This window comes from Brevibacillus fulvus (assembly GCF_016908525.1).
Taxonomy (GTDB): Bacteria; Bacillota; Bacilli; order Brevibacillales; family Brevibacillaceae; genus Brevibacillus_G; species Brevibacillus_G fulvus.
This window is the reverse complement of the sequence record NZ_JAFBEB010000007.1, coordinates 1-12,441: the sequence shown is the minus strand read 5'-3', so window position 1 is coordinate 12,441 and position 12,441 is coordinate 1. Positions and strand designations below refer to the sequence as shown.

At 47.6% G+C, this 12,441-nt stretch carries 9 protein-coding genes; 1 reads left to right on the top strand and 8 read right to left on the bottom strand.

Features of this window, described 5'->3' with window-relative positions:
• Window positions 1-204: 204 nt before the first annotated feature.
• The 3 genes from JOD01_RS11225 to JOD01_RS11215 form a co-directional block, all read right to left on the bottom strand.
• Complete coding sequence (locus tag JOD01_RS11225) at window positions 205-2,466, bottom strand: EAL domain-containing protein (RefSeq protein ID WP_204518428.1); 2,262 nt, start codon at window positions 2,464-2,466, stop codon at window positions 205-207.
• Between the two features lie 97 nt (window positions 2,467-2,563).
• A complete protein-coding gene (locus tag JOD01_RS11220) occupies window positions 2,564-4,108 on the bottom strand; it encodes a sensor domain-containing diguanylate cyclase (protein WP_204518427.1) in 1,545 nt (514 codons plus the stop codon).
• A 120-nt stretch (window positions 4,109-4,228) separates the two neighbouring features.
• Window positions 4,229-6,766 carry an NEW3 domain-containing protein gene (locus JOD01_RS11215; RefSeq protein WP_204518426.1) on the bottom strand — a complete coding sequence of 846 codons (2,538 nt, stop codon included), beginning with the start codon at window positions 6,764-6,766 and terminating at the stop codon, window positions 4,229-4,231.
• A 201-nt stretch (window positions 6,767-6,967) separates the two neighbouring features.
• Between JOD01_RS11215 and JOD01_RS11210 the strand changes: the two genes are divergently transcribed.
• Window positions 6,968-7,423 carry a pyridoxamine 5'-phosphate oxidase family protein gene (locus JOD01_RS11210; RefSeq protein ID WP_204518425.1) on the top strand — a complete coding sequence of 152 codons (456 nt, stop codon included), beginning with the start codon at window positions 6,968-6,970 and terminating at the stop codon, window positions 7,421-7,423.
• A 92-nt stretch (window positions 7,424-7,515) separates the two neighbouring features.
• On the opposite strand, the gene JOD01_RS11205 is transcribed toward JOD01_RS11210, so the two are convergent.
• From JOD01_RS11205 to JOD01_RS11185, 5 genes are all read right to left on the bottom strand, one after another.
• Complete coding sequence (locus tag JOD01_RS11205; RefSeq protein ID WP_204518424.1) at window positions 7,516-7,716, bottom strand: twin-arginine translocase TatA/TatE family subunit; 201 nt, start codon at window positions 7,714-7,716, stop codon at window positions 7,516-7,518.
• On the bottom strand, window positions 7,709-8,470 hold the full coding sequence (gene tatC, locus JOD01_RS11200) for a twin-arginine translocase subunit TatC (RefSeq protein ID WP_204518423.1): 762 nt from the start codon (window positions 8,468-8,470) through the stop codon (window positions 7,709-7,711). The genes JOD01_RS11205 and tatC overlap by 8 nt, the downstream gene beginning before the upstream one ends.
• A gap of 33 nt (window positions 8,471-8,503) precedes the next feature.
• Window positions 8,504-10,234, bottom strand: coding sequence for a GMC family oxidoreductase (locus JOD01_RS11195; RefSeq protein WP_204518422.1), 1,731 nt, complete (start codon window positions 10,232-10,234; stop codon window positions 8,504-8,506).
• 22 nt (window positions 10,235-10,256) lie between these two features.
• On the bottom strand, window positions 10,257-11,018 hold the full coding sequence (locus JOD01_RS11190; protein ID WP_204518421.1) for a gluconate 2-dehydrogenase subunit 3 family protein: 762 nt from the start codon (window positions 11,016-11,018) through the stop codon (window positions 10,257-10,259).
• A gap of 326 nt (window positions 11,019-11,344) precedes the next feature.
• Window positions 11,345-12,121 (bottom strand): gamma-glutamyl-gamma-aminobutyrate hydrolase family protein, encoded by a 777-nt coding sequence (locus tag JOD01_RS11185; protein ID WP_204518420.1) that lies wholly within the window; start codon window positions 12,119-12,121, stop codon window positions 11,345-11,347.
• Window positions 12,122-12,441: the final 320 nt, after the last annotated feature.

The following is a 12,441-nucleotide window of genomic DNA, read 5'->3' as shown; positions in this document are numbered from 1 at the left end:
GTTGGGAATCTCCCTCTCTTCGCCCATGATTAACCTTCTCTTATTTAAGCACGGAATCTTTAAAAAACAATTAGAATTTTATCAGTTTGCAGTCAAATCTGGTTGAGTTGCAAAAAGGCTCTGTCTTCCAGCCGAGAGACTGGCAACGCCTCTCGTTTCATAAAAAACAGGCACTCCGTCTACTAACGGAATACCCGTTGAAAATTAGGGAACTTGCAAGTATTTTTCCTCGATTTGCTCCGCCGAAATGGGCGGGCTGACCAAATAGCCCTGTATCTTGTCACACTGATTTTCCTTCAGCAGCGCAAGTTGTTGGAAATTTTCCACTCCTTCGGCAATGACCTCTAAGCCCAAATTGTGCGAAAGTTTGATAATCGTTTTGACGATGGCCACATCCTTTTCATCTTTCAACACATCTTTGATAAACGACTTGTCAATTTTCAGCTGATCCAATGGGAAGTTTTTCAAATAGCTCAGGGAACTGTACCCTGTTCCAAAATCGTCCATGCTGATGCGAACGCCGAGTTGTTTCAGCTGGTGCAACGTTTCGATTGTGTAGGTCACATCCGCGGTCATGCTCTCGGTAATTTCCAGTTGAAGATGTTCCGGCGCAATCCCGGTTTCCTGCAAGATTTGCCGGATCATTTCCACCAGATGACCGTCCAAAAATTGACCGAGCGACAAATTCACCGATACATGCAACGGCGGATAGCCGCGTTGATTCCAGTCCTTGATCTGCTCACACGCCCTGCGCAACACCCAATTGCCGATTTGCACAATCAGGCCCGTCTCCTCGGCCAGCGGAATAAAATCATTAGGCGGAATGATCCCGTTTTGCGGATGTTTCCAGCGGATCAACGCCTCTATGCCAATGATTTTCCCCGATTTCATCGAAAACTGAGGCTGGTACGCAAGATAAAATTCATTGCGCTCAATCGCCTGACGCAGATCATTCTCCAGCTGCACTTCCTGAAAGGGCTTGTCCGTCTCAGTCGGCAAATAATACTGATGTCGCTTCCCTTTTGTTTTTGCGTGATACATCGCGATGTCGGCATTTTTGAGCAACGTCTCTGTGTCTTCCCCATGGTGGGGATAGCGCGCGATCCCAATGCTCGGAGACAAATACAACACAAAATCGCGCACCAGCAATGGACTGTTAAAAGAGCGAACGATCCTATCCACAATATTATTGACTTCCGTAAATTCCCCGATGTCCGGCAATAACACGACAAATTCGTCGCCGCCAAATCTGGCAACATAATTGACGCCGCCGATTGATTCTTGCAGCCGTTCGGCGAACCGCTTCAGCACAAGATCGCCAAATACATGACCCAGGGAATCGTTAATTTTTTTAAACCGATCCATATCCAAAAATAGCAAATAGAATGAGCGCTGCTCCGTTTTGGCGGCGGCCAGCTCCTTTTCCAAACGCATCAGCAATGACCGCCGATTGGGCAAACCGGTCAAGGAGTCATGGTAGGCCATGTAGGTGATCATTTCCTCCGCCTTTTTCCGCTCGGTAATCGCTTTGGCAATCCCGTACAGCCCGCTGATTTTGCCGTTGACGACGATCGGCACGGTACGGACTTCCAAATCGATTGGTTCCCCATTTTTTTGAATAATCACTGTTTCAAAATTTTGAATTTCGCCCTGAATCGCCTTGGCAAAATGATAGAGCAATTTGGACCTGTCTTCGTCTCGCGCGACCTGAAGAAACGTCATCCCCAGCACTTCTTCCCGCTCAAATCCTGACAGTCTCATAACCTCACTGTTCATGGTGATAAACCGCCCATTAAGATCGACGGTAAAGACGGCATCCGGATTGTGATCAAACAAGGATCGTAGCCGTTGATTGGTTTCCAATAAAACTTGCTCCATTTTTTTTCGCTCGGTAATATCCCGGGAAATTGACAAAGCGACCCGTTTTCCATTTAGTGTGAACGCCTGCGTATTCACTTCACAAATGAGCCGATTTTTTTTCTTTGTCTCGTAGACGACCTCATATGTCGCATAATCCGTGTTCATTAACTGTTGGCTGTTTTGCAGAAATGCTATTTTGCTGTCTTCCGGAATAAGCTGGATGGGGGATAACTTCAAAAACTCTGCTCGACTGTAGCCAAAGCGTTTGCAAATATAGTTGTTTACTTCCGTAAATCGCAACGGCTGACCGTTTTCGTTTAGCTCATACAAATAAATCATGTCATTGGCACGCTGAAACAACACCTTTAACTGATCGTCCTTCTCCCGCAGTTGTCTGCGTCTGACAATTAATACAATGAGCAGGACGACCACTGTGGTAAACAAATAGAAATGACCAACGAGATGCAAGTGTAAGAGAGCTTGTTGAGAAATCATTTGATGGGCAACGGCCATGTCAGCCAGTTTCGTCAGTTCTATAAACAACCAGAAAATCCCCGGCAACAATAAGCTCCATTGAATCCACTTATGCTTGGATAATTCTTGCACACCGTTTCACCCTTTACCCGTTCCAACTTATTATTCTTATTCCACTAGTTTCCACTTTTGAAACCAATTTTTGAGCATTTTTACATATGGAAAAAATTTAGCAGTACAGCAACGTCCGGTTTCGCCCCGCCTCTTTGGCCTGATACAAGCTTTTGTCCGCCAGATGAATCAAGGCTTCGGGAGTATCCCCGTGTGCCGGAAACAGGGTGATTCCGCCCGAGATGGTCAGCGGCTGACCAATCGGGCTGCTTGTCCTGCTGAGTTTGCTCCGGATGTCGTCGACGATCTCCCAGGCATCCTTTCCTTCCAGTCCGGCCAATAACAGCAAAAACTCTTCTCCGCCGTAACGGCAGCAAAGATCGCCTTCCCGAACATTTTCTTTCAGGAAGTTCGCCAAAAAGCGCAACGCTTCATCGCCAGCCTGATGGCCCAGTTGATCATTGATCCGCTTGAAGCGGTCCGCGTCGATCAAGGCGAGTGCAAACGGCTTGCCTTGCTCCGTCCATTCCCGAATCAGTTTGTCCGCCGCCCGCCGGTTGTATAATCCGGTCAGCGGATCCGTCAACGACTCGTTTTTGCGTTCGAGCAGATGTTCCACCGTTAGCCGGGACGTTTTGGCAAGTTGTTTGGCTTCGTAATACCAAGGCCGAAACTCCGGAAACGGACATTCATCCTCCTCATCCAGCGATTTTTCCGTATATTCGGCCAATCGTTGCAGCGGAACAGCGATTTGATGTGCCCAAAAAACGGAGAGCAGCAAAATGAGCAGAAAAAATGGACAAGCATACTTGATCATCATCCGAACCATTTCCTGGTTCGGTTGGAGCGCAATCTGCAACGGCGTCTGCGAGATAATTCCCCATCGGCTCAGCGGAATATAGGAGAAGGAAGCCAGCATCTCTTCGCCTAGCGTATTGGTCAGTTGCAAAGAGCCTTCACTGCCCTGCATCAAAAATTGCACGACCTGATTGGCATTCACCTTCTCGCCGATTCGGTTCCTGTCTGGATGATAAAGAATGCTTCCTTGGCTATCGACCACATAAACATAAGAACCATCTTTATAAAAATGCGTTCCCAGGTTGCGCTCCAAAACGTTGTCTTGTTCAAGATAAATCGTTCCTGCCAAAAATCCGGCATACTTGCCTTGCTTGTCCCACAACGGTTCGGATACAAGCAAAATCAGCCGCCCAGTGATTCCTTGATATGGATTGGAGATGAGAAATCTTTTTTCCCTCAGGGCATCATTGACGCCTGAAGAGTTGAGTTGTATATCGGCAATTCCCTGATCGGGTGCGGAGGCCAGCAATTTGCCTTCCGCAGAAACCGCCAAAATGGAATTGAAGTTTTGATTCGCTTTCAGGATGATCTCGAGTTTTTCCGCTAACGGTTTGGGATCGGCTAACACCAGGCTGATTTCCGGTGCCATCAGACCCAAAGTTTGTTGCATTCCCTGGAACAATTGACTCGTAGTATCTGCCAACTTTTCAGCATAGACTCGATTGATGTTCAAATTTTCTTCGACCAACCGTTTCTTGTTTGCATGATAAACGACGATAACACTGATGCCAAACAGCATAATGACACAGAGCAGCACAAGTCCGACAATGGCCGTGCGCAACGTTACTCCTTTTTTCGCGAACATCGTATTTTCCCACTTTTTTCTAGTATTGGATTCGTACCGTCTCTCTGTTATTTACCCGTACAAGCACAAAACAAAACCACCCTGCCGGACGCCAATGTTCCGGCAAGGTGGTGAACATTTTCATTGATGCAAACTGATCATATTGACAAACAGGCGAATGGCTCCCGGTACCAAACTGGGAATCTCCCTGTACCAGACGAGAGAGCTGTACGTATAGGTGCCCTTTCCGTAGTTGGCGGTCAGGAAGGTGCCGGTAAACTCTTTTTCACCCGGGTCCCCGTTCGAAATCAGCTCGGTATACTCGTTCCCCCATTCAGATGGATTGTAAGCGGAACGGTCTTGAACCCAGTGATTCCAATCCTCTTCCGTAATCGGATTGGGAGTGGTAAAAAGCGGATGATCCGGCGCCAGCATGGTTACTTTTGAACTCTCGTCGGTCACCCGCCATTGGATCAACGGCGTGCCGATTGTAATCGGATATGGAGCCAGACTGGGCTGCCAGTTGTCTTCCGGTTTGTGATACTGGACCACCAGGTTTCCGCCATCTTCCACATACTTGAGCAGCCGTTGGTTGCTGGCAATCAGTTCCGGGCGGAAGCCATAAGCGCGTATCCCTAAAACGATCGTATCGTATTGGTTGAGATTTCCGGATTCGATCGCTTTCTGATCGAGCTCGTCAACTTGAATGCCCAACTGCCGCAAGTACTGGTCGATATTGTCAAACCCGCTGGAAACATAGCCGACTTTCAGCTTGTCGGGGATGTGCAGGTCAAATGCCTGAATCTTTAATGTCGCCGGTTGAACATAATACGTTTTCCCGATGTGCGGATACTCGATGACTTGCACCTTCCTGCTGCCGGACGACGAACCGTCCCTGGCCACTGCGGAAATCGTATAGCTTCCATTGCTCACCGTTGCGGAAGGATGGACGGTAAAGGCAAGCGACTTGACTTCGCCTTTTGCGCCAAACGTCAGCTCTTGCTGCGCCGGTTCCACCGTCCAACCTTCGGGAACTTGCAAGGACACATTCGCCTTGGCTTTGCCAGGACGGTAGTTTTTAACGGTCACATTTACGGGAATCGGTTGGTCTGCTTTCAATGTATTCAACACGGTTTCGCTTGGATCAAGGCTGAGCGAATACGCTGGCAGCACCGCAACCGTTTCCTCGGGTGCGATCGTAACGGCGGTCATGGAGCGATACGCTTCATATCGCATTTCCGCCACGACGATCGGTTTGGCATATGGATCAAAAGTCGCGGCATTGTTCGGAACGCTCACCTGATAGGTCACCGTTGCCGTCGCATTCGGATTCAGCTTGGCGAAGCGGGGATTTGTCAGCGCTTTCAGCTGCCATCCTGCCGGAACACGCAAAGATAGCTGCACATTTTCAACCGGAAGCGTACCTCCGTTATACGCCGTCACGGTCATTTTTGCCGTCTGTCCGGCAACCAGCTCGCCAGACTCCGGTCTCAGCTTGGCCACGATTGAAGTCGCTTCCAGACTTGCCTTGTTTAACTGATCGGCTTTCACCTCCAGCCGATGCAGCAGATCAACTTTTGTCGGATGGTCCAGCGAGGATGCGTTTACCCGGCTGATCGCGGCATTCACATCGCTCTTCATTTCGTGGACTTCGCGGGCGACTGCGGCAAAGTCGGGATAGGCGGCAATCACTTCATCGGCATCCTTTTGCAACAACTTCAACTGCTGCGCAACGGCCTGCCCGCCTTGTTTGCTCTCCGCTTCCTTCGCCAGATCGGCAAAGGTAAAAGCGATTCCTTCGAAGAAACTGCTCTCCTGTTTGTTGCCGGCGGGTGCGGTCGATGATTCCAGACGGTAATAATCATAGCTGGGACCTTCATCATAATTGCGGCCCATCCCCTGGCTCTTATGCATAAACCTTGATTCTTCCCCCAACTGGACGTAAGAAGCGCCATAGATTTGATCATAATCGCCAACCGGGATGCGGACATCATAGTCCTTTTCCGTTGCCGGCACATACAGTTTCTTGATTTGCCAAGGTTCCAGTCCTTCTTTGAGCTGTTCCGGATAAACAGACGGATCAGCCGCATCCTTAAAAGCACGCACGGTAATGACATTGATCGCCCGGTGATGCCCATGGGTGGACGGCTCATTCAGAAAGGACGGGATGACCACATCAGGCCGAATTTCCCTGATTTTGCGAATCAGCCGCTCGTAGGCGACCGACTCCCCCCACTTGGCCAACGTTTCATCCGGACTTTTGGAAAAACCGAAGTCATAAATGGGATCATCCAGCTTTTCGCTCAAATGCTCCAAATGAACATTGGTAATCTTCGAAGCTTCCTGCAGTTCACGCGTGCGAATAATCCCCAGCGCATTGCCCAGCTCACTGCCAATTTCATTTTGTCCGCCTTCTCCCCGGTTGGCGATGACACTTGACGTAAAAACCCCCTGTCCCAGCGAAAGATAAGCGAGCATTGCACTGTGTTCATCATCGGGGTGAGCGCCTGTATTCATCGCGCTGGCAATCGTCGTCAACGGTTTAATCGATTTCCACAGATCGATCGCTCCCCGATCAGCATAGGCGGTTGATGGAGCAATTTGACCGGCCAAACTGAATAAGAGCGCAGTGCAGACAAAGACCGTCCATAGCTTAGCCGCGAGTCGTCCTCTTTTCAATCCGATCCCTCCTTATTCCTATTTTTTGTTGTAAGAAGCAGAGTTAGTTAATCTTACTAACAAAAGCGCAAAAAAAGTATCGCAGGCCGCCAAAAAAATTTATAATTCTGTCAATTGACAATACCTCTCTTCCGGTTAAGCTGCCTGCCTTGTCAACAAATCAGGCTTCTCCGATAATGAGTAAGGAAAGGTTGATGATACATGGCTGAAATCGATCAGGAACTGTTTGAACTTCTCGATGGCAATGATTTGGGGAAAAAGCAGCATGAAGCGATGATGCTGGTGACAATGACGGAAGAAGGCTGGCCTCATCCCGCCATGCTCAGTGTCGGGGAAATACTGGCGGTCAATCGGACAAACCTGCGCCTATCTTTGTGGCCAGCGACCACATCCGTGCAAAATATCCGGCGGACAGGACAAGCGACATTGGTTGCCGTGTATAAAGGAAAAGCGCACTATGTTCGGCTTTCCCTGCAAGAGCTTCCTCCTTTGTCCTTCAGCAAACATCCGCGGGAGCGATTTGCCGCCACGGTAAACTGGGTGAAGACCGATATCGCCAAATATGCGAGCTTGACTTCCGGCATCCAAATTGCTTTACACGACCCCGACTCCGTTATTCACCGTTGGCAGGAAACGCTCAGCGAACTGCGCGAATAGCCGGAACGCTGACAAGCCTGACGAAAAAACCGCACAAAAAAAAGGCAGACAGCGAACAGCTCGCAATCTGCCTTTTTTCGTATGATTGTTGCTTATTGTTTGTCAGCCTTTTTTTCGTCCTCGCCTTTGACTTCACTGGTGATATCATCTACTACGCCTTTCGTAGAAGAACGGAACTCGCGCAAGGTATCACCTAAAGCTCGTCCCAGCTGCGGCAATTTAGTTGGACCAAACACAACTAAAGCAATAACCAAAATAATAATTAATCCAGGGATTCCGATGTTACTAAACATGGACTTTTTCCTCCTCGCTGATGGCCTCAGATACTGGTGAGTTGTTCGCTCTACGTACATACCAGGCTGAGATAAGTATACTGATTTCAAACAATAGAATCAAAGGGACGGTAACGGATAAATGTGACACAAAATCGGGCGGCGAAATCATTGCGCCAATAATTGCCAAACCAAGATAAACAAACTTGCGAACTTTTCTAAGCTGCAGCGGATTGATCAATCCGAGGCGAGTCAAGAAAAGAACCACTGCCGGCATCTCAAACGCGATTGCCAATGGGAAAACAACATTGAACATGAATGAGAAAAATCGGTCGATCCCGTAAGTTTCCACAGCCCCGATGCTTTTGTTCAACGTGGACAAGAAGGAAACCATCATCGGGAAAGCGACAAAATAACTGAAGGCAATCCCCATGATAAACAGGATAAAGGAAAACGGAACAAACCAAATCGTTTTTCTTGCTTCCTCATCCGTCAACCCAGGTCTGACGAATGCCCAAACCTGATACAAAGCGAGCGGCAATGTAATCAAGATCGCGACCAAAAAAGCGCACTTCATGTAAATGAACATACCGTCAGTAAACGAAAATACGTTCCAAACGATATGAATGGCAACCGGTTGCGTCTTGATAAACCTCAAAATGTCGGGGGAAATGTAGAGCCCAATACATAGCGACAAAATGAACCCGACAATGATGATAATCAAACGCTTGCGCAACTCCGTCAGATGGGCAACCACTTCTTCGCTGTTTTGCATAAACACCCCCCCAGTTTTAAGGTTTATTTTACATTATACCAAAGAGCCTCCGCCTTGTTTGATGTATTTCAGGATACCTTCAGCGGTCCGGTATGCCAATGCACCAACTGTAGCGGTTGGGTTGTACCCACTGTTGTGAGCGAATGCAGAAGCGCCTACAACGAATACGTTTTCAGCATCCCACATTTGCAGGTAGTTGTTCACCGCAGAGGTGGACGGATCACTTCCCATTATAACACCACCAGTGTTATGTGTGGACTGGTAAACTGTGACATCGTACGGTTTCAGTTCCGTAGTCGTTTGCATCGTTGTTGGACCCATTTCTTTCATGATCTCGGCCGTTTTTTGCGCGATGAATTTCACTTGTTCGCGGTCTTGCTCTTCAAAGTCAAAAGTCATACGCAACAGCGGCAGGCCGAATTGGTCTTTGTAAGTTGGATCCAGATCCAAGAAGTGATGACGGAATGGCATGCTGGAACCTTGCATCGATACTTTCAGCACGCGGTTAGCATACTTGATCGATTGTTGTTTGAATTCTTTCCCCCAGGATGGAGTTCCTTTTGGCACAGTGTTGTTGGCAATTGGACGTTCACCAGCTTGTGCAATCCGGATACCGGCACCGTGGATAAAGTTCAAATTGCTGTGGTCAAAGTTGTCGCCGTTGAAATCGTCAACTTCGGCACCAAGTGCGCCTGCACCCATGAAGTTGCTGAATTCCTTGTCATCGAAGAAACCAACGGTACCGCCAGCGCCACCGCTCAATTGGTACGCATAGTTTTTACCGATTACACCAGTACCGGTGTTTGGATCGTATGGTTTACCCAGTTTGGAGTTGAGCAACAGACGAACGTTGGTAAATACGAATCCACCCAACATCACGATATCAGCAGGTTGTTCAAATTCTTCACCGGTAATGTTATTGACATAAAGTACGCCAGTAGCTTTTTTGCCATCGTGGAGCACGCGAGTAACCGTAGATTGCGTACGGATTTCCAAATTGCCTGTTTTCAACGCAACCGGAATAACCGTTACAACCGGGTCTGCTTTTGCACCGTATTCGCAACCGAAGCGTTCGCAGAATGCGCAATATTGGCAAGCTGCACGTTGGATACCGTCTGGGTTGGTATACATTTCAGACAAGTTGGCAGAAGGATAAATATATGGATGATAGCCTAATTTTTTGGACGCTTCCATAAACATTTTCATCGAAGGCGTCGTTTTCATTGGGCCGGTTGGGAATGGATTGGAACGTTTCCCTACCATTGGGTTTTGTTCTTGCTCACCCGAAATCCCCGCCATTTTTTCGTATTTGTCAAAATAAGGCTCCAACTCATCGTAGGTAATGCCCCAGTCTTGAATGGTCATGCCTTCCGGAATCTTTTTCTCGCCATAACGTTCGATCGTTTTGGAACGAATTTCGAAGTCATAAGGAAGGAAACGGAAAGATTGGCCGTTCCAGTGGGAACCAGCGCCGCCCAGTCCATCACCGAGCAAGAAAGAACCGTGGGTACGATAAGGCAGTGCGCGTTCTTTCAAGTTGTGACGAATGGTCACGGTATCTTTGGACAAATCTTGCATCATTTCATAACGTTGCGCATAACGCAATTCGTCATGTCCCATATAATAGTCAGCGGTGCTTCTTTCTTTCCCGCGTTCCAAACCAACAACTTTAATGCCCGCTTTGGTCAGTTCGGCAGCAACGATACCGCCTGTCCAACCCATACCTACGATAACGACAGGCACATGTGGTAATTTAGTAGCCATTTATTGTCAATCCCTTCTGTGATTATTTGCCCATGCTCATATGATCGTGCAAGCTTTTCGGTTCGTATTTAACGAGTCCTTCTTTTTCAATGTCTTTTGCGTAACCCATTTGGTTACCAGGATAGTTGCGCATTTTCCAACCTTGCATGTCTTTGTTTCCGCCATACATCGGGTCAGAATATACCCCTTCAATGGTCGCGCTGCGCAACAATTTGAAAAAGGCGGAAGTTGTTGTTCCGACCAATTTGAATTCTTTGCCTTCTTCGAAAACTTTCAGCACGGCATCTTGTTCTTCTTCCGAAAGCTCTTGGAACTTCTTGCTGTATTTTTGTTGGCAGTAGTCTGCCAGACCTTTCAAGCCAATGCTGAAAATTTCGTGACGGCGCAAAGGACTTTGCATTCCCAAATTTGCCGGAGCGTCAGGGAAGAAAGGTCCTTGCATATATTCTTTTGCATTCATTCCCCACGGACTAGCCAATTGGTGGTCAATGTAGTAAGCAACGCCCAAATCTTTCGCCCCTGGTCCCAAATCATCCTTCGGGTAGATGCGCTCAGCTGCAGCTTCTGTAATTTGGAACTGTTCTTGGTTGAAATACATCAATGCTTGGTTGTAATCAACGGTTTTCTCAACGACTTTCTCCACTTCTTCTTTTTGTGTGGTTTTTTGTCCGCCGCCCAAAGCTCCGCCGACTACCCCACCAACGATTAACCCACCGATTGCAATACCCGAGTTTTTCAGGAAGCTACGGCGCGAGGTGTCTTGCGGTTGTTTTCCGTCTGCCATAATGGAAATCCCCTCCAACTTTTTGTCATTTTCGTGTCGATTTTTGTAAGATTGTGTGTCCTGCTGTGACGATTGAATTATATACCTCTGATATTTTTTGTAAAGGGCTGATTTTATAATTATTATAATAATTTTTGCTAATAATTAACTTCTATAACATTAAAAACTATTGATCTTATGCGAAATTTTTCACAATCGCACTTTTGTTTCGTCACAAAATTTTTTTTTTTACGAAGAGCCATCCTGTTCCGCATATTTGGTTTAATGCCATTTTCTTCCTGTTAAAGCAAATAAAAAACCTGTTTGGTCAAAAACACCAAACAGGTTCAGATTTTCAGTTGAACTTGATTTTTTCGCAATGAAGCCTGTTCCACAAACAACCGAAACAATTGCTGGTAAACTTCCCCCTGATCGATAATCATTTCCGGATGCCATTGCACGCCAACCACAAAACGCTCACCAGATTGTTCGATTCCTTCAATCACTCCATCCGGGGCTTGCATCGTAATTTGAAAGCCGTCACCCGCCTGTTTGATCGCCTGATGATGGAAACTGTTCACCATCACTTCTCCATCGGCAAACAAATGGTGCAGCTTCGATTGTGCACTGACGGTCACGCTATGGGAGAGATGATCCTTTTGTCCGTTTGGCAGAGAGTGATTAAAGCTGTTCGGTCGTTCCGTCCGCAAATCTTGGTAAAGGGAGCCTCCGCTCACAACGGCGAGCAGCTGACACCCGCGGCAAATGGCTAGGATCGGCAGTTCCGTTCCATATAATACTTTTTTAGCCAAAACGATTTCATGGGCATCTCTGCGTGCATCAACCATACCCAAGCCAAAATGGGGAGCTTCTCCGTAAAAGCGGGGATCAAGATCCGTTCCTCCTGAGAGAATGACCCCGTCAAGCAGATCCAGGATACGCTCCAATGTCTCCGGCCGTTCCGTTATCGGCAAAATAACAGGCGTGCCACCCGCTCGTTCAACCGCTTTGATATAATCATCAGCCAATACCTGCCATTCCTGTCCGCGCGCTCCCATCGCGCCCTCTGTGCCGATCCGTTCATCATAGGAATAATTGGCGCAAATTCCAATCAAAGGCCTCATAACAGTCTCCTTTTCAACGCTGGCGAATACATACCCTTACAAGTAAGGAATCCTCCCGTCAACATGACCCATTCATGCTGTCACATTATTTGGATGATTTCCTGAATTAACTCCCGCAACACCGCATTTTCCCTGTTTCCGCACCTGATGCCGTCGCTTGAATTAGTATAGCACATTTGTTATATAACGCTACGCTTATCTGTTTGTGTTCTTTATCATACTCACTTTAGAAGTCTGGTGATTTAGGTCAGTTGCAACCATCTCTTCAGCATGAAAAATGAGGAAAACACCCTACCCAACGCCGAAATGAGCAGGTCGGA

Excerpts from the sequence above, each read along its gene's own strand:
- JOD01_RS11220 (WP_204518427.1), bottom strand. The coding sequence starts at position 4,108 with ATGTTCGCGAAAAAAGGAGTAACGTTGCGCACGGCCATTGTCGGACTT.
- JOD01_RS11195 (WP_204518422.1), bottom strand. The coding sequence starts at position 10,234 with ATGGCTACTAAATTACCACATGTGCCTGTCGTTATCGTAGGTATGGGT.
- JOD01_RS11185 (WP_204518420.1), bottom strand. The coding sequence starts at position 12,121 with ATGAGGCCTTTGATTGGAATTTGCGCCAATTATTCCTATGATGAACGG.
- JOD01_RS11210 (WP_204518425.1), top strand. The coding sequence starts at position 6,968 with ATGGCTGAAATCGATCAGGAACTGTTTGAACTTCTCGATGGCAATGAT.
- JOD01_RS11190 (WP_204518421.1), bottom strand. The coding sequence starts at position 11,018 with ATGGCAGACGGAAAACAACCGCAAGACACCTCGCGCCGTAGCTTCCTG.
- JOD01_RS11205 (WP_204518424.1), bottom strand. The coding sequence starts at position 7,716 with ATGTTTAGTAACATCGGAATCCCTGGATTAATTATTATTTTGGTTATT.
- tatC (WP_204518423.1), bottom strand. The coding sequence starts at position 8,470 with ATGCAAAACAGCGAAGAAGTGGTTGCCCATCTGACGGAGTTGCGCAAG.